This window comes from Citrobacter sp. RHB21-C05, assembly GCF_013889015.1.
Taxonomy (GTDB): Bacteria; Pseudomonadota; Gammaproteobacteria; order Enterobacterales; family Enterobacteriaceae; genus Citrobacter_A; species Citrobacter_A sedlakii.
In genome coordinates this window covers 4624853-4642190 of record NZ_CP057611.1, presented here as the reverse complement: position 1 = coordinate 4642190, position 17338 = coordinate 4624853, and the positions used below count along the sequence as shown (strand labels likewise).

Below are 17338 nucleotides of genomic sequence, written 5' to 3'. Positions count from 1 at the left end.
ATGTGCCGCGCCGTAAAAATTTAACCGTGTTTCTGCTTCGCGAAAATGACGCGCGCCAGAATGTTCAGCAACAGTACGCAAAGGGTGATGATCAGCACCCCGGCCCAGGCCAGTTGCTGCCATTCCGCGAATGGGCTCATCGCAAATTTAAAGATCGTCACCGGCAGGTTGGCGATCGGCTGCATCATGTCCGTGCTCCAGAACTGGTTGGAGAGCGCGGTAAACAGCAGCGGCGCGGTTTCACCGGCAATACGCGCAACAGCCAGCAGCACGCCAGTAATGATCCCGGAAACAGACGCCTTCAGGGTGATCGCCGAAATCATCTTCCATTTCGGCGTGCCCAGCGCGTAAGCGGCTTCTCGCAGGCTGTCCGGCACCAGCTTCAGCATGTTTTCGGTCGTACGGATCACGATTGGCACCTGCAGCAGCGCCAGCGCGATTACGCCAGCCCAGCCGGAGAAGTGCTCCATCTGCGCCACCACGATGGTGTAGACAAACAGACCGACCACAATAGACGGAGCGGAAAGCAGAATGTCGTTAATAAAGCGAATCACTTCAGCCAGCCAGGACTTACGACCATACTCAGCCAGATAAATCCCCGCCATAATGCCCAACGGCGTGCCGAATACAGTCGCCCACAGAATCAGCAGACCGCTACCCGCCAGGGCGTTCGCAAGCCCCCCGCCCGCGGTATTCGGCGGCGGCGTCATTTCGGTGAACAGCGCCAGCGACATCCCGTCGATACCACGCGTAATGGTGGACATCAGGATCCAGATTAACCAGAACAAACCAAACGCCATCGTTGCCATAGAAAGCGTCAGGGCGATACGGTTTTTCACGCGGCGACGCGCCTGCATTTTGCGACGGGACTCTGCCAGCGCAGCGGTATTTTGCATTTCAAGCGTAGCCATTAGCGTGCCCCCTCGTTCTTCGCAAGGCGCATAATCATAAACTTAGACGCGGCCAGTACGATAAAGGTAATCACGAACAGGATCAGGCCCAGTTCCATCAGCGCCGCAACGTGCAGACCGGATTCAGCTTCCGCAAATTCGTTCGCCAGCGCAGAGGTAATGCTGTTGCCAGGCATGTACAGCGACGCGCTGTCGAGCTGGTACGTGTTACCGATAATAAAGGTCACCGCCATGGTTTCACCCAGCGCGCGGCCTAATCCCAGCATAATGCCGCCAATCACCCCATTTTTGGTGAACGGAAGGACGATACGCCAGATAACTTCCCAGGTGGTGCAGCCGATGCCGTAGGCTGACTCTTTCATCATCACCGGGGTTTGTTCAAATACGTCACGCATCACCGCCGCAATGTACGGAATGATCATGATGGCGAGGATCACGCCTGCCGCGAGGATACCGATACCAAACGCCGGGCCGGAGAACAGCGCGCCAACAAACGGAATGTTGGAAAGAATATTGCCGACCGGCTCCTGGAAGTAAGTGGCGAACAGCGGCGCAAAGATAAACAGCCCCCACATGCCGTAAACGATACTGGGGATTGCCGCCAGCAGTTCAATGGCGATACCCAGCGGACGACGCAGCCAGCCGGGTGCCAGTTCCGTCAGAAACAGCGCAATACCGAAGCTCACCGGAACGGCGATCAGCAGTGCGATAAAAGAGGTCACCAGCGTACCGTAGATCGGCACCAGCGCGCCGTAGATATCGTTTGGCGCATCCCATTCTTTGGTCCACAGGAACGAGAAACCAAACTTCTCAATGCTCGGCCAGGAGGAGATGATCAGAGAGACAATAATGCCACCCAACATCAATAGCACAATCAGCGCAGCCAGTTTTACCAGCGCGCTGAAGATCATGTCACCCTTTTTACCCGGTGGGTTAAAAGCAGGCTTGGTTGCAGCCATAAATCACTCTTTAAGTTTGGGCCAGGAAGCGCGTATTTTATCGTGCTTCCTGGCTAACGTAATGCCATACCCTAAATAATTCGAGCTGCAGCCAATACCGCTGCGGCTCACAATATGCGGGTATTTAGTACAGCGCTTTACCGCTGCTGTCCTTCACGTTGGTCTTCCATGCAGCACGAATCTGCTCAACCACGCTGTCTGGCAGGCTGGCGTAGTCCAGGTCGTTCGCCTGTTTGCCGCCATTTTTGTAAGCCCAGTCGAAGAACTTCAACACTTCTGCGCCCTGCTCAGGTTTCTTCTGCTCTTTATGGACCAGGATGAAGGTGGTGGACGTGATTGGCCACGCATCGTCACCTTTCTGGTTCGTCAGATCCTGAGCGAAAGATTTGCTCCAGTCTGCGCCTTTGGCCGCGTTGGAGAAGCTCTCTTCCGTCGGGCTAACCGGTTTGCCATCGGCAGAAATCAGCTTGGTGTATGCCAGGTTGTTTTGCTTCGCGTAAGCGTACTCAACGTAACCAATAGAGCCCGGCAGACGCTGTACAAATGCGGCGATACCGTCGTTACCTTTACCGCCCAGACCGGTCGGCCAGTTCACGGTAGAGCCAGAACCCACTTTGGTTTTCCACTCTTCGTTCACTTTCGCCAGGTAGCTGGTAAAGACGAAGGAAGTACCGGAACCGTCAGCACGACGAACCACGGCGATATTCTGCGAAGGCAGTTTCAGACCCGGGTTCAGTTTGGTGATGGCTTCGTCATCCCACTTCTTGATTTTACCCAGGTAGATATCGCCCAGGGTTTTACCATCCAGTACCAGTTCACCCGATTTCAGACCCGGAATGTTTACCGCCAGCACCACGCCGCCGATCACGGTCGGGAACTGGAACAGACCTTCCTGGTTCAGTTTTTCGTCAGACAACGGCGCATCAGAAGCACCGAAATCAACGGTATTTGCTGTGATTTGTTTAACACCACCGGAGGAGCCGATACCCTGGTAGTTAACCTTACTACCGGTCTCTTTCTGATAAGTATCGGCCCATTTGGCATACACCGGCGCAGGAAAAGTTGCACCTGCGCCTGTCAGGCTTGCTGCTGCGAATACAGAGAAAGCGCTCATGGATAAGGTCGCGGCGACAACAGTTGCGACAGTGGTACGCATAACTTTCATAATGTCTCCTGCAAGATTTTCGTAAATCATTGTTAAGTGGCTACGATGAGCAAAATAGGACAAACAGGTGACAGTTAAATGTACGAAATATGACAGTTTTATGACAATGAAAATTTCACATAAAGCCAGTTAATTTAACCAATATATTTCAGTAAGTTAGCCATTAACATGACAGTCTGTTTTCAGAAAAAATTTCTTTCTGTGACACTGAAAAAAATAGCTGAAGATGACGATTTGTCACAGTTAAACGGCAGGAGAATTGATGAAAAACAGAACAATGAAGAAAAAAAGCCCCGCTTTCGCGAGGCCTTCTGGTTTTACTCTACGGTAACCGATTTTGCCAGGTTACGCGGCTGGTCCACGTCGGTGCCTTTAATCAGCGCCACGTGATATGCCAGCAGTTGCAGCGGAACGGTGTAGAAGATAGGGGCGATCACCTCTTCGACATGCGGCATCTCGATAATGTGCATGTTGTCGCTGCTGACAAAGCCCGCATCCTGATCGGCGAAAACATACAATTGGCCGCCACGCGCCCGGACTTCTTCGATGTTGGATTTCAGTTTTTCCAGCAGTTCGTTGTTCGGAGCCACCACAATAACCGGCATGTCCGCGTCAATCAGCGCCAGCGGACCGTGCTTCAGTTCGCCTGCCGCGTACGCTTCCGCATGGATATAAGAGATCTCTTTCAGCTTCAGCGCGCCTTCCAGCGCAATCGGATACTGATCGCCGCGCCCCAGGAATAACGCGTGATGCTTGTCAGAGAAGTCTTCTGCCAGCGCTTCAATGCGTTTGTCCTGCGACAACATCTGCTCAATGCGGCTCGGCAGCGCCTGCAGGCCGTGCACGATGTTATGCTCAATAGCGGCATCCAGTCCCTTCAGACGCGCCAGTTTCGCCACCAGCATCAGCAGAACGGTCAACTGCGTGGTAAACGCTTTGGTCGACGCCACGCCAATTTCAGTACCGGCATTGGTCATCATCGCCAGATCCGATTCACGTACCAGCGATGACCCCGGCACGTTACAGATAGCGAGCGAGCCCAGATAGCCCAGCTCTTTCGACAGGCGCAGGCCAGCCAGCGTGTCCGCCGTTTCGCCCGACTGCGACAGGGTGATCATCAGGCTGTTGCGACGTACGGCGGATTTGCGATAGCGGAACTCTGAGGCAATTTCGACATCGCAAGGAATGCCTGCCAGCGATTCAAACCAGTAACGAGAAACCATCCCGGAGTTGTAAGATGTGCCGCAGGCGATGATCTGAATGTGCTCAACCTGCGCCAGCAGTTCGTTGGCTTTCGGTCCCAGCTCGCTCAGATCCACTTCACCGTGACTGATACGTCCGGTAAGGGTGTTCTTGATCGCATTCGGCTGTTCGTAGATCTCTTTCTGCATGTAATGGCGGTAGATACCTTTATCACCCGCGTCATATTGCAGACTGGATTCGATATCCTGGCGCTGCACATCCGCACCGGTTTTATCAAAAATAGCGACGCTACGACGCGTCACTTCCGCGATATCGCCTTCTTCAAGGAAGATAAAGCGGCGAGTCACGGGCAGCAGCGCCAGCTGATCAGAGGCGATGAAGTTTTCGCCCATTCCCAGTCCGATCACCAGCGGGCTACCCGAGCGTGCCGCCAGCAGCGTATCCGGCTGGCGGGTATCCATGATTACTGTGCCGTATGCGCCGCGCAGTTGCGGGATCGCCCGCAGGACCGCTTCCCGCAGCGTACCGCCCTGTTCCAGCTCCCAGTGCACTAAGTGAGCAATCACTTCGGTGTCGGTTTCAGAAACGAAGGTGTAGCCGCGCGCTTTCAGCGTTTCGCGCAGCGGTTCATGGTTTTCAATGATGCCGTTATGCACCACCACAATGTGTTCAGAAACATGCGGATGCGCGTTTGCTTCTGAAGGTTCGCCGTGCGTTGCCCAACGGGTGTGAGCGATGCCGGTACCGCCATGCAGCGGGTGTTCTTCCGCAGCCTGCGCCAGCATTTGCACTTTACCCAGACGACGCAGACGGGTCATATGACCTTCCGCATCCACTACCGCCAGACCCGCAGAATCATAACCACGGTATTCCAGACGACGTAAACCTTCGAGAAGGATTTCAGCTACATCACGCTGCGCGATTGCGCCAACAATTCCACACATATTTTTTTGATTCCGAATCCAGGCATTATGCCTCTCGTTGTCTTTCGACCTGTATTTATCCTTCGTCTTTCACGCCGTGGCTGTGCTGGCCGCACGCTTTCGCCATGGTCACTTACTCAGATAAGCTCCCATTGACTCATTCGCTTGCCGCTTTGCCACAATGCGAAATCCTTAAGATAAAACCCGTCTTTCCGGGCGCCCCGAGCCTTGTAGAGAGTGGGGTTATTTTTATGGGTACTGCATGTTGGCGGGCGATATATTTTTATCGCCTCATCCCGTGTCTGCCGGATATCGCTAACGCTTATCTGGCCGACAAAATCACTTTTTCTTCACCGGACGCTGCCAGCCTTGCTTATGAACCTGCGGCACGCGGCTCAGCACCAGCTCGTTATCCGCGATATCACGCGTCACGGTCGTTCCTGCGGCGATGGTCGCTCCTTTGCCTACGCTCACCGGCGCCACCAGCTGCGTGTCAGAACCGACAAAGACATCGTCGCCAATGATAGTTTTAAATTTGTTCGCGCCATCGTAGTTGCAGGTAATCGTCCCCGCGCCGATATTCACATTGTCGCCAATTTCCGCATCGCCCAGATAGGTCAAATGACCCGCTTTAGAGCCTTTGCCCAGACGCGCTTTTTTCATTTCAACAAAGTTACCCACATGCGCGCCTTCCAGCAGCTCCGCTCCTGGACGCAGACGTGCGAAGGGGCCAATGGTGCAGGCCGCTTCCAGATGCGCATCTTCCACCACGCTGTAGGGACTGATTTCGCAGTCATCGCCAATAACGCTGTTTTTAATCACACAGCCCGCGCCAATCTTCACGCGATGACCTAACGTCACATTCCCTTCGATGATAACGTTAGTATCAATTTCAACATCGCGCCCATGATTAAGGGCGCCGCGCAGATCGAAACGCGCCGGGTCACGTAACATCACGCCTGCCAGCAGCAGCTTTTCCGCCTGCTCGGACTGGTAAATACGCTCAAGTCGGGAAAGCTGCAGACGGTTGTTCACACCGTCGGTTTCACTGATGCGAGCCGGGTGCACGGCGGCGATTTCACGCCCTTCCTGGTACGCCATCGCAATAATATCGGTGATGTAGTACTCACCCTGCGCATTGTTATTGTTCAGTTTCGCCAGCCAGCGCTTCATGTCCGCGCCGTTAGCAATCAGGATACCGGTATTGATTTCCTGGATCTGACGCTGTTCATCGGTGGCGTCTTTATGTTCAACAATGCCGGTAACCTGACCGTTCTCACGCGTAATGCGCCCGTAACCGCTTGGGTCATCCAGTTTAACCGTGAGCAGGCCAATGCCGCCCTGCGGTTTGGCGTCGCGCAGTCGGGTCAGCGTTTCAACGGAGATCAGCGGCACGTCGCCGTAGAGCATTAAAATGTCTTCGTCATCACTAAAGAAGGGCGCGGCCTGTTGCATCGCATGGCCGGTTCCCAGCTGTTCAGCCTGGAGTACCCAGTTAAGATTGTCATTTTTCAGCGTCTTTTTAAGCAGATCGCCACCGTGTCCATAGACCAGGTGAACCTGAGAAGCGCCTAATTCATTCGCCGCATCAATGACATGCTGGACCATCGCTTTACCGGCAAGGGTATGCAGCACTTTAGGAAGATCGGAATACATACGTGTGCCTTTGCCTGCGGCAAGGATCACTACGCTCATAGCTTTGTTCAACATACGCGTCCTGACTGTAATTTGAGAACGAATTTATACCGTTTCACTTTGAAAATACTACATTTTTTTCAGCGTGAAATGGGAAGAAGATAAAACGCTCATTATCGGACTTTCTCCGACGGCGAGAGCGACATTTTCGACCATTGACGCGGTTTTTGTCTTGTGAAAAGTCGCGTCGAACCTTGATTAAAGCGTTAGCACGATGTTTTTGCTATTTTTTTGAGACATAAAGAAAGATCGCGCCTGACGCCTGTTTCCCAGGCAAAAAAAAACCAGCCTGCAAAGAGACTGGTTTTTATGCTTTCAAGCCGGTGTTACATCGCTTTTTTGGTCAACTCGATAACGCGCAGTTTAGCGATCGCTTTGGCCAGTTCCGCAGACGCCTGAGCGTAATCCACGTCACCATGAGAGCTCTTAATGTGCTCCTCAGCCTTACGCTTCGCTTCCAGAGCTCGCGCTTCGTCGAGATCCTGGCCGCGAATCGCGGTATCAGCCAGAACGGTCACGCTACCCGGTTGCACTTCAAGAATGCCGCCGGACAGATAGATAAACTCTTCATGACCGTGCTGTTTAACGATGCGAATCATACCAGGCTTAATGGCGGTGAGCAGCGGGGCGTGACCCGGGTAAATACCCAGTTCACCTTCACTACCCGTTACCTGGATTTTCTCGACCAGACCAGAGAACATTTGTTGCTCTGCGCTGACGACGTCCAGGTGGTAAGTCATTGCCATATCACCCTCCGATTAAGGCGTTAAAGTTTTTTGGCTTTTTCCACGGCTTCGTCGATGGAACCGACCATGTAGAACGCCTGCTCCGGCAGGTGATCGTATTCGCCTTCCATGATGCCTTTAAAGCCACGGATGGTGTCTTTCAGAGAAACGTATTTACCCGGAGAACCGGTGAATACTTCCGCCACGAAGAACGGCTGGGACAGGAAGCGCTGGATCTTACGTGCGCGAGCTACCACCAGTTTGTCTTCTTCAGACAGTTCATCCATACCCAGGATGGCGATGATGTCTTTCAGTTCCTGGTAACGTTGCAGGATAGACTGGACGCCGCGCGCGGTGTCGTAGTGCTCCTGACCAACCACCAGCGGGTCCAGCTGACGGCTGGTGGAGTCCAGCGGGTCAACGGCCGGGTAGATACCCAGAGACGCGATCTGACGGCTCAGTACCACGGTTGCATCTAAGTGCGCAAAGGTGGTGGCTGGTGATGGGTCAGTCAAGTCATCCGCCGGTACGTATACCGCCTGAACGGAGGTGATAGAACCGGTTTTGGTTGAGGTGATACGTTCCTGCAGAACACCCATCTCTTCCGCCAGAGTCGGCTGATAACCTACCGCTGAAGGCATACGACCCAGCAGTGCGGATACTTCCGTACCGGCCAGGGTGTAACGATAGATGTTATCGACGAACAGCAGAACGTCACGACCTTCGTCACGGAACTTCTCAGCCATGGTCAGACCGGTCAGTGCGACGCGCAGACGGTTTCCCGGCGGCTCGTTCATCTGGCCGTACACCAGGGATACTTTGTCAATAACGTTGGAGTCGGTCATTTCGTGGTAGAAGTCGTTACCCTCACGAGTACGTTCACCCACGCCCGCAAACACAGAGTAACCGGAGTGCTCGATCGCGATGTTACGGATCAGCTCCATCATGTTTACGGTTTTACCTACGCCCGCACCACCGAACAGACCGACTTTACCGCCCTTCGCGAACGGACACATCAGGTCGATAACTTTGATGCCGGTTTCCAGCAGTTCCTGAGAGTTAGACAACTCTTCATAGGACGGCGCGGCACGGTGGATAGCCCAACGCTCTTCTTCACCGATATCGCCTTTCATGTCTACTGGTTCGCCCAGTACGTTCATGATACGACCCAGCGTTGCTTTACCTACCGGGACTTCGATCGGGTGCTCAAGGTCTTTTACTTCCAGACCACGACGCAGACCGTCGGAAGAACCCATGGCGATGGTACGTACAATACCGCCACCGAGCTGCTGCTGAACTTCCAGCACCAGACGCTCATTACCATTCTGTACCTCAAGGGCGTCGTACACGCGCGGTACGGCATCCTGAGGGAACTCGACGTCAACTACGGCGCCGATTACCTGGACAATTTTTCCAGTAGCCATCTTGAATCCTCTACGAAATAACCTGGTTAAACCGCGGCGGCCCCCGAGACGATCTCGGTGAGTTCCTGAGTAATGCTGGCCTGACGAGCTTTGTTGTATACCAACTGCAGCTCTTTAATCAGGCTGCCGCCATTGTCGGTCGCGGCTTTCATCGCCACCATACGGGCGGCCTGCTCGCTGGCCAGGTTTTCTACCACGCCCTGATAAACCTGAGATTCCACATAACGACGCAGGAGGGTATCCAGCAGCGCTTTCGGGTCTGGTTCGTACAGGTAATCCCAGGCTTTACGTTTCAGTTCATCATCTTCTGAAGCCGGTAACGGCAGCATCTGAGTGATGGTTGGAACCTGAGACATGGTGTTAATAAATTTGTTGCTGACAATGTACAGCTTGTCCAGACGGCCTTCGTCGTAGGCCTGCAACATCACTTTAACCGGGCCGATCAGTTCGGACAGGGAAGGGTTATCCCCCATGCCCGTTACCTGGGCGACAACGTTGCCGCCAACGGAGTTAAAGAAAGACACGCCTTTTGAGCCGATCATTGCGAGGTCGCACTGAACGCCTTTATCGGACCATGCTTTCATATCCGCCAGCAGTTTTTTGAACAGGTTAATGTTCAAGCCGCCGCACAGACCACGGTCGGTCGACACCACCAGGTAGCCCACGCGCTTAACGTCGCGTTCTTCCAGATAGGGGTGCTTATATTCCAGATTACCGTTCGCAAGGTGACCAATCACTTTGCGCATGGTATCTGCATAAGGACGGCTGGCCGCCATGCGATCCTGCGATTTACGCATTTTGGAAGCGGCGACCATTTCCATCGCTTTAGTGATCTTTTGCGTGTTCTGGACGCTTGCGATCTTACTACGTATCTCTTTTGCGCCGGCCATGAGCTTCTCCTCAATGCCTTGCGGCCCGCCTTAAGGCAGGCCACCAGACGTTACCAGGATTGGGTTGCTTTGAAGGAATCGAGGATGCCTTTCAGCTTGCCTTCGATTTCGTCGTTATAGCCACCGGACTGGTTGATCTCTTGCATCAACGGAGCGTGATCACGGTCGACGTAAGCCAGCAGAGCGGCTTCGAAGCTACCGATTTTCGCCAGTTCTACATCCGCCAGATAACCACGTTCTGCCGCGAACAGAACCAGAGACTGCTGCGCAACGGACATCGGCGCATACTGTTTCTGTTTCAGCAGTTCGGTCACTTTCTGACCGTGGTCAAGCTGTTTACGGGTTGCATCGTCAAGGTCAGAGGCGAACTGGGAGAATGCTGCCAGTTCACGATACTGCGCCAGCGCGGTACGGATACCACCGGACAGTTTCTTCATGATCTTGGTCTGCGCTGCGCCACCTACACGGGATACGGAGATACCGGGGTTAACCGCAGGACGAATACCGGCGTTAAACAGGTTGGTTTCCAGGAAGATCTGACCATCGGTAATGGAGATTACGTTGGTCGGAACGAACGCGGAAACGTCACCTGCCTGCGTTTCGATAATCGGCAGCGCGGTCAGAGAACCGGTTTTCCCTTTCACTTCACCTTTGGTGAAGGCTTCAACGTATTCGGCGTTAACACGCGCAGCACGTTCCAGCAGACGGGAGTGGAGGTAGAATACGTCGCCCGGGAATGCTTCACGTCCAGGCGGACGACGGAGCAGCAGGGAGATCTGACGATAAGCAACAGCCTGTTTGGACAGGTCATCATAGATGATCAGCGCATCTTCGCCGCGGTCACGGAAGTATTCGCCCATTGCGCAACCGGCATACGGCGCCAGGTATTGCAGTGCGGCAGATTCAGACGCGGTCGCGACCACCACGATGGTGTTGGACAGCGCGCCGTGTTCTTCCAGTTTGCGCACCACGTTAGAGATGGTGGAGGCTTTCTGGCCGATAGCGACGTAAACACACTTGATGCCGGAATCACGCTGGTTGATGATGGCGTCGATTGCCAGCGCGGTTTTACCGGTCTGACGGTCGCCGATGATCAATTCACGCTGACCACGACCGATTGGGATCATGGCGTCAACGGATTTATAACCGGTCTGTACCGGCTGATCGACGGACTGACGTTCGATAACGCCCGGCGCGATAGCTTCAACAGCAGAGAAGCCGTCGTGCTCAACCGGACCTTTACCGTCGATTGGCGCACCCAGGGTGTTAACCACACGGCCCAGCAGGCCACGGCCTACCGGAACTTCCAGGATACGACCCGTACATTTCACCTTCATGCCTTCAGCGAGGTCAGCGTACGGACCCATCACCACCGCACCCACGGAGTCGCGCTCCAGGTTCAATGCGATAGCGTAACGGTTACCCGGCAGGGAGATCATTTCACCCTGCATACAATCGGCCAGGCCGTGAATACGGATAACACCGTCACTTACAGAAACAATAGTACCTTCGTTGTGAGCTTCACTCACAACATTGAACTGAGCAATGCGCTGCTTGATCAGTTCGCTGATTTCGGTGGAATTCAGTTGCATGCTCCAGTCCCCTTAAGACTGCAAGACGTCTGCAAGGCGCTCAAGACGGCCGCGTACGCTGCCATCTATGACCATATCACCCGAGCGGATGATTACGCCTGCCATTACAGACTTATCGATTTTGCAATTCAGCTTAACTTTGCGTGACAGACGTTTTTCCATCGCAGCGCTAATCTTCGCAAGCTGTTCTTCACTCAGTGCGGTCGCGGACGTGACTTCTACCTCAGAGATAGACTCACTCGCGGCGCGCAGGTGAATGAACTGCTCAAGAACATCCGGGAGCGCGTTCAGACGGTTATTCTCAGCCATGACCCGAATCAGGTTCTGACCGTTTTCGTCCAGTTGCTCACCGCATACTGCGATAAACGACTCAGCGAGCGTTTCCGGCGCCAGCGCGCCAGAGAGAAGCTCAGCCATTTGTTCGTTTTTCGTTACCTCGGCGGCAAACGCCAGCATGTCCTGCCAGCGCTCTACACTTTGGTGTTCGACGGCAAAGTCAAAAGCTGCTTTGGCGTAGGGGCGAGCTACCGTAACAAATTCAGACATCAGCCCCTCCCTCCTTACAGTTCAGCGACAAGTTTATCCACGATGTCGCTGTTAGCAGCTTCATCCACGGAACGTTCGATGATCTTCTCGGCGCCAGCAACAGCCAGGATAGCAACTTGCTTACGCAGCTCTTCACGGGCACGTTTACGCTCGGCTTCAATTTCCGCCTGCGCCTGGGCCACGATTTTAGTACGTTCCTGCTCTGCTTCCGTTTTGGCTTCGTCCAGGATCTGAGCGCGGCGTTTGTTCGCCTGCTCGATGATTACCTGAGCTTCCGCCTTCGCTTTTTTCAGCTGGTCGGTCGCGCTGGCCTTTGCAAGGTCAAGATCCTTATGTGCTCGTTCTGCAGAAGCAAGGCCGTCAGCAATTTCTTTTTGACGCTTCTCGATGGCAGCCATTAACGGCGGCCATACGTACTTCATGCAGAACAGAACGAACAGGACAAACGCGATGGCCTGGCCGAGGATTGTTGCGTTAAGATTCACAGCACAATGCCTCTATCTAGTTAACGTTCTGATATTGCTCTTAATTCAAGCAACGCTTACTACGCGACAGCGAACATCACGTACAGACCCAGACCTACAGCGATCATCGGGATAGCATCCACCAGACCCATAACGATAAAGAACTGAGTACGCAGCAGAGGAATCAGATCAGGTTGACGCGCTGCGCCTTCCAGGAATTTACCCCCGAGGATGCCGATACCGATCGCAGCACCGATTGCCGCCAGACCCATCATCACAGCGGCAGCCATGTACAGCAGATCCATATTCAGGTTTTCCATGACAGTCTCCAGTTTGTTTCAGTTAAAACGTAGTAGTGTTGGTAAATTAATGCTCTTCAGACGCCATCGACAGATAGACGATCGTCAGAACCATGAAGATGAAGGCTTGCAGCGTAATAATCAGGATGTGGAAAATGGCCCACGGCACATTCAGGATCCACTGTGACCACCACGGCAACAGACCAGCAATCAGAATGAAAATCAGCTCACCGGCATACATGTTGCCGAACAGTCGCAGACCGAGAGAAACCGGTTTGGACAGCAGACTTACCCCTTCAAGGATTAAGTTGACAGGGATGAACGCCCAGTGATTGAACGGCTGCAGCGTCAACTCTTTCGTGAAGCCGCCGATGCCTTTCATTTTGATGCTGTAGAACAGAATGAGGATAAATACGCCGAGCGCCATAGACAGGGTGATGTTCACGTCAGCAGACGGGACCACACGCAGTGCCGGCAGACCGAGCCAGTGCTCCGCGATGTACGGCAGCAGGTCGATAGGCAGTAAGTCCATCAGGTTCATCAGGAATACCCAGACGAAGATCGTCAGGGCCAGCGGCGCAATCAGCTTGCTTTTGCCATGGTACATGTCTTTCACGCTACCATGCACAAAGCCGATCACCAGCTCAATCGCGGTCTGAAACTTGCCTGGTACGCCGCTGGTTGCCTTCTTGGCCACGCTACGGAACATAAGCAGGAACAACAGACCCAGCACCACCGAGAAAAACATGGAGTCAATATTGAGCGTCCAGAAGGTGGCTGGGGGGTTATGCGGATCCACCAGCGAGAATGTACGCAGGTCCAGCTGAAGGTTGTTCAGGTGGTGTCCTATGTAATCCTGCGGCGTCATATTTTCTGAAGCCATGATGCCTTTTACCCTTTGTTGTTAATTACAGCCGGCGCCAGTATCTGAACCACCAGCACCAAAACCCACGTAACGATCAGCGGCAAAAAAACCGCCTTCAAAACCGCCAGCGCCACCACCAGCAATATCAACATCGCTAACACCTTGAAGGCTTCACCGAAGGCGAACGTCCAGGCCACTCGGCCCTTAGCAGGTGTATGCGCCTGGTGACGCCAGGCAAATATCATAAACAACACGTTAGGCAGAAAGACTGCCATACCTCCGCAAAATGCGGAAGTGCCCCAGAAGGGGTCTTTGAGGCTGAACAGCAATCCACTTGCCACTACCGCCAGAAACTGAATGAACAGAAGCTTACGAGCAACGTTTCGACTCAAGAGCGACACAGACATCACGTTTTTAACTCCTGCTCCCTACGAGGTATGCCGCGTGTCGTATAAAACGTTCTTTAAGGCTTAGAGTCAAGCATCAAAAAGCGGACAAATTATACGGTGCGCCCTCGTGATTTCAAACAATAAGTAGCTAAAAGGTGAATAAATGTTTAAATATTTTTCGACAGGCCACATTTATTACTTTTTGCCAAACTGTGAACGTTCAAGCAAAACTGCAAATGCCGCGTAAACACTGGCGATAAAGCGTGCTTCAGATCACATATTGAGCATATTCGCCCCGACGCCATATATTTACTTGGCAAATGATGCCATTTCAACTTTCTGATATTTAAGCCTAAATTTACTCACTGTTTTAAAAACGGCAGCTTACACCTCGAAAACCTACCATTGACATTTTTAATAAAAACTTAACATGCCATTTTAATTGGTAGCCTCGATTTTTAGCAGGCTGATATTTTCCATGTTGACTAATTTTGTCTTTACCAAAAAAAGCCACGTTACCCAAGTGCTAACAGTCAGTGAAGATGGCGTTAAGCATACTCCGTTTTCGCGCTCCAAATGACGCCGCCTGTTAACACGCAACAGGGCCATTTTTCTTTAATTTTTTTGATAAAAATTAAATTTTATTTGGCTTAATCACCACCAGATGACGCTCGCCTTCCAGCTGCGGCACCGCCAGTTTGACAATGGAATCAACCTGGAACGGCGCAGGCAACGCGGCGATTTCATCCTCTGGCAGGAGCCCCTTCAACGCATAGAAACGGCCATTCTCGCCAGGCAAATGGCGACACCAGCTCACCATGTCATTGAGTGAGGCGAACGCGCGACTGATCACCCCGTCAAACGGCGGTTCAGCGGGGAAATCTTCAACGCGGCTCTGGACCGGGGAGATATTTTTGAGCGCAAGCTCATGCTGTACCTGGCGCAGGAAACGGACCCGCTTCCCCAGGCTGTCGAGCAGGGTGAAATGTGATTCAGGACGGACGATGGACAACGGAATACCCGGCAGCCCAGGGCCTGTCCCCACATCGATAAAACGCTCGCCCTGCAAATGCGGCGCAACCACAATGCTGTCGAGAATATGACGGACCAGCATCTCGTTAGGATCGCGCACAGAGGTCAGGTTGTAGGCTTTGTTCCATTTATGCAGCATATCGACATACGCAATCAGCTGATTTTTCTGGTGATCGGTAAGCGAAATGCCAGCGTCAGCCAGCAGGCGAGAGAGTTTATTGAGCACGGTGATTACCTGTTGAGATGCTTACGTGGCGGGTGGCACCTGGCTAACCCGCCCTACGGGTTTGTAGGCCCGGTAAGCGTAGCACCACCGGGCGTTTTTCAAAACGTTATGCGCTGCGGCGCAGCATTCCCTGTTTTTTCAGCCATACCAACAGGATGGAGATCGCCGCCGGCGTCACGCCAGAAATGCGCGAAGCCTGACCGATAGAGACCGGTTTGTGATCGTTAAGCTTGGCGATCACTTCGTTCGACAGCCCGGAGACCTGACGGTAATCCAGCGTCGCAGGCAGCAGCGTGTTCTCGTTGCGCAGTTGTTTTTCGATCTCATCCTGCTGACGGGCGATATACCCTTCATATTTCACCTGAATTTCAACCTGCTCAGCGGCCTGAACATCGTCAAGCGCAGGCGCAAACGGCGTCAGCGCGGTAAGCTGTTGGTAGGTCATTTCCGGGCGGCGCAGCAGGTCTTCACCACTGGCTTCACGGGAGAGCGGCGCGGTCAGGTGAGCGTTGACTTCGTCTGCGGTTTCCGCTGTCGGCGTTACCCAGGCGGATTTCAGGCGCTGGCGTTCACGCTCAATATTTTCCAGCTTCTCGTTAAAACGCGACCAGCGTTCATCATCCACCAGCCCCAGCTCACGGCCCATTTCGGTCAGGCGCAGGTCGGCGTTGTCTTCACGCAGCATCAGGCGGTATTCCGCACGAGAAGTAAACATGCGGTACGGCTCTTTGGTACCCAGCGTACACAGATCGTCCACCAGCACGCCGAGGTAGGCCTGAGAACGCGCAGGCGCCCAGCCCTCTTTGTCAGCAGACATACGAGCCGCGTTAAGACCTGCAAGCAAACCTTGCGCAGCCGCTTCTTCGTAGCCGGTGGTACCGTTGATTTGGCCCGCAAAAAACAGCCCCTGGATGAATTTACTTTCCAGCGTCGGTTTCAGGTCACGCGGATCGAAGAAGTCATATTCAATGGCGTAACCCGGACGGACGATTTTGGCATTTTCCATGCCCTGCATTGAGCGAACAATTTGCATCTGCACATCAAACGGCAGGCTGGTGGAGATGCCGTTCGGGTAAATCTCGTTGGAGGTCAGTCCTTCAGGTTCGAGGAAGATCTGATGCTGATTACGATCGGCGAAGCGCATAACCTTGTCTTCGATCGACGGGCAGTAACGCGGGCCGATCCCTTCGATCACGCCAGCGTACATTGGGCTACGATCGAGGTTATTACGGATCACATCATGGGTTTTCTCGTTGGTGTGGGTGATGTAGCACGGCACCTGCTGCGGATGTTGCGCCGCATTGCCCATAAACGAGAAGACTGGCATCGGGTTGTCGCCATGCTGCTGCGCCAGCACGCTGAAATCAATGGTGCGCGCATCAATACGTGGCGGTGTGCCGGTTTTGAGACGGCTCACGCGCAGCGGCAGTTCCCGCAGGCGGCGGGAAAGGGGGATAGACGGCGGATCGCCCGCACGGCCACCGCTGTAGTTATCCAGACCAATATGTATTTTGCCGTCAAGGAACGTTCCGACGGTGAGAACGACCGCTTTCGCACGGAATTTAAGCCCCATTTGGGTTACTGCGCCAACCACACGATCGTTTTCGACAATCAGATCTTCAACCGCTTGCTGGAAGATCATCAGGTTCGGTTGGTTCTCCAGCGCCGTTCGCACCGCCTGCCGATACAGCACGCGATCCGCCTGGGCGCGCGTGGCGCGAACCGCGGGCCCTTTGCTGGCGTTTAGTATCCTAAACTGAATACCCGCCTGGTCGATCGCTTTTGCCATCAACCCCCCGAGCGCATCCACTTCTTTTACCAGGTGTCCCTTTCCAATACCGCCAATCGCCGGGTTGCAGCTCATCTGCCCCAGCGTGTCGATATTGTGTGTCAAAAGCAGGGTTTGTTGACCCATACGCGCTGCGGCCATCGCGGCCTCAGTGCCTGCATGACCCCCGCCAATGATAATGACGTCAAAAGGATCCGGATAAAACATGGTAATTGCCTCGCATAACGCGGTATGAAAATGG

16 protein-coding genes are annotated in these 17338 nt (G+C 53.6%); all 16 read right to left on the bottom strand.

Going from position 1 to position 17338, the window contains the following annotated elements:
• Positions 1-20: 20 nt before the first annotated feature.
• Positions 21-911, bottom strand: a complete 891-nt coding sequence (pstA, locus tag HVX72_RS22020; RefSeq protein ID WP_042287297.1) for a phosphate ABC transporter permease PstA — start codon at positions 909-911, stop codon at positions 21-23.
• On the bottom strand, positions 911-1870 hold the full coding sequence (gene pstC, locus HVX72_RS22015; RefSeq protein ID WP_060569956.1) for a phosphate ABC transporter permease PstC: 960 nt from the start codon (positions 1868-1870) through the stop codon (positions 911-913). Before pstC ends, pstA begins: the two co-directional genes overlap by 1 nt.
• 124 nt (positions 1871-1994) lie before the next feature.
• Positions 1995-3035 carry a phosphate ABC transporter substrate-binding protein PstS gene (gene pstS / locus HVX72_RS22010; RefSeq protein WP_042287304.1) on the bottom strand — a complete coding sequence of 347 codons (1041 nt, stop codon included), beginning with the start codon at positions 3033-3035 and terminating at the stop codon, positions 1995-1997.
• Between the two features lie 317 nt (positions 3036-3352).
• Entirely contained in the window at positions 3353-5182 is a 1830-nt protein-coding gene (gene glmS / locus HVX72_RS22005) for a glutamine--fructose-6-phosphate transaminase (isomerizing) (RefSeq protein WP_181822283.1), read from the bottom strand.
• A gap of 318 nt (positions 5183-5500) precedes the next feature.
• Complete coding sequence (gene glmU / locus HVX72_RS22000; RefSeq protein ID WP_181822282.1) at positions 5501-6871, bottom strand: bifunctional UDP-N-acetylglucosamine diphosphorylase/glucosamine-1-phosphate N-acetyltransferase GlmU; 1371 nt, start codon at positions 6869-6871, stop codon at positions 5501-5503.
• A 311-nt stretch (positions 6872-7182) separates the two neighbouring features.
• Positions 7183-7602: a F0F1 ATP synthase subunit epsilon gene (locus HVX72_RS21995; protein ID WP_001251971.1), complete on the bottom strand. Its 420-nt coding sequence runs from the start codon at positions 7600-7602 to the stop codon at positions 7183-7185.
• 20 nt (positions 7603-7622) lie between these two features.
• A complete protein-coding gene (gene atpD / locus HVX72_RS21990) occupies positions 7623-9005 on the bottom strand; it encodes a F0F1 ATP synthase subunit beta (protein WP_042287321.1) in 1383 nt (460 codons plus the stop codon).
• Between the two features lie 26 nt (positions 9006-9031).
• Positions 9032-9895 carry a F0F1 ATP synthase subunit gamma gene (atpG, locus tag HVX72_RS21985; RefSeq protein WP_042287324.1) on the bottom strand — a complete coding sequence of 288 codons (864 nt, stop codon included), beginning with the start codon at positions 9893-9895 and terminating at the stop codon, positions 9032-9034.
• Positions 9896-9945: 50 nt separating this feature from the next.
• Entirely contained in the window at positions 9946-11487 is a 1542-nt protein-coding gene (atpA, locus tag HVX72_RS21980) for a F0F1 ATP synthase subunit alpha (protein ID WP_042287327.1), read from the bottom strand.
• Between the two features lie 12 nt (positions 11488-11499).
• The gene (gene atpH, locus HVX72_RS21975; RefSeq protein ID WP_060569954.1) at positions 11500-12033 is read right to left on the bottom strand and encodes a F0F1 ATP synthase subunit delta; all 534 of its coding nucleotides are present in this window, start codon (positions 12031-12033) and stop codon (positions 11500-11502) included.
• A gap of 14 nt (positions 12034-12047) precedes the next feature.
• The gene (atpF, locus tag HVX72_RS21970) at positions 12048-12518 is read right to left on the bottom strand and encodes a F0F1 ATP synthase subunit B (RefSeq protein WP_003023796.1); all 471 of its coding nucleotides are present in this window, start codon (positions 12516-12518) and stop codon (positions 12048-12050) included.
• A gap of 59 nt (positions 12519-12577) precedes the next feature.
• Positions 12578-12817, bottom strand: coding sequence for a F0F1 ATP synthase subunit C (gene atpE / locus HVX72_RS21965; RefSeq protein ID WP_000429386.1), 240 nt, complete (start codon positions 12815-12817; stop codon positions 12578-12580).
• A gap of 46 nt (positions 12818-12863) precedes the next feature.
• Positions 12864-13679: a F0F1 ATP synthase subunit A gene (gene atpB, locus HVX72_RS21960; RefSeq protein ID WP_042287334.1), complete on the bottom strand. Its 816-nt coding sequence runs from the start codon at positions 13677-13679 to the stop codon at positions 12864-12866.
• 8 nt (positions 13680-13687) lie between these two features.
• Positions 13688-14068 (bottom strand): F0F1 ATP synthase subunit I, encoded by a 381-nt coding sequence (atpI, locus tag HVX72_RS21955; RefSeq protein ID WP_042287337.1) that lies wholly within the window; start codon positions 14066-14068, stop codon positions 13688-13690.
• Positions 14069-14684: 616 nt separating this feature from the next.
• Positions 14685-15308 (bottom strand): 16S rRNA (guanine(527)-N(7))-methyltransferase RsmG, encoded by a 624-nt coding sequence (gene rsmG, locus HVX72_RS21950; protein WP_181822281.1) that lies wholly within the window; start codon positions 15306-15308, stop codon positions 14685-14687.
• 106 nt (positions 15309-15414) lie between these two features.
• Complete coding sequence (mnmG, locus tag HVX72_RS21945; RefSeq protein WP_181822280.1) at positions 15415-17304, bottom strand: tRNA uridine-5-carboxymethylaminomethyl(34) synthesis enzyme MnmG; 1890 nt, start codon at positions 17302-17304, stop codon at positions 15415-15417.
• Between the last annotated feature and the right edge of the window lie 34 nt (positions 17305-17338).

Bases quoted from the DNA above. Each gene is read 5' to 3' on its own strand.
- pstA (WP_042287297.1), bottom strand. From the start codon at position 911: ATGGCTACGCTTGAAATGCAAAATACCGCTGCGCTGGCAGAGTCCCGT.
- pstC (WP_060569956.1), bottom strand. From the start codon at position 1,870: ATGGCTGCAACCAAGCCTGCTTTTAACCCACCGGGTAAAAAGGGTGAC.
- pstS (WP_042287304.1), bottom strand. From the start codon at position 3,035: ATGAAAGTTATGCGTACCACTGTCGCAACTGTTGTCGCCGCGACCTTA.
- glmS (WP_181822283.1), bottom strand. From the start codon at position 5,182: ATGTGTGGAATTGTTGGCGCAATCGCGCAGCGTGATGTAGCTGAAATC.
- glmU (WP_181822282.1), bottom strand. From the start codon at position 6,871: ATGTTGAACAAAGCTATGAGCGTAGTGATCCTTGCCGCAGGCAAAGGC.
- HVX72_RS21995 (WP_001251971.1), bottom strand. From the start codon at position 7,602: ATGGCAATGACTTACCACCTGGACGTCGTCAGCGCAGAGCAACAAATG.
- atpD (WP_042287321.1), bottom strand. From the start codon at position 9,005: ATGGCTACTGGAAAAATTGTCCAGGTAATCGGCGCCGTAGTTGACGTC.
- atpG (WP_042287324.1), bottom strand. From the start codon at position 9,895: ATGGCCGGCGCAAAAGAGATACGTAGTAAGATCGCAAGCGTCCAGAAC.
- atpA (WP_042287327.1), bottom strand. From the start codon at position 11,487: ATGCAACTGAATTCCACCGAAATCAGCGAACTGATCAAGCAGCGCATT.
- atpH (WP_060569954.1), bottom strand. From the start codon at position 12,033: ATGTCTGAATTTGTTACGGTAGCTCGCCCCTACGCCAAAGCAGCTTTT.
- atpE (WP_000429386.1), bottom strand. From the start codon at position 12,817: ATGGAAAACCTGAATATGGATCTGCTGTACATGGCTGCCGCTGTGATG.
- atpB (WP_042287334.1), bottom strand. From the start codon at position 13,679: ATGGCTTCAGAAAATATGACGCCGCAGGATTACATAGGACACCACCTG.
- atpI (WP_042287337.1), bottom strand. From the start codon at position 14,068: ATGTCTGTGTCGCTCTTGAGTCGAAACGTTGCTCGTAAGCTTCTGTTC.
- mnmG (WP_181822280.1), bottom strand. From the start codon at position 17,304: ATGTTTTATCCGGATCCTTTTGACGTCATTATCATTGGCGGGGGTCAT.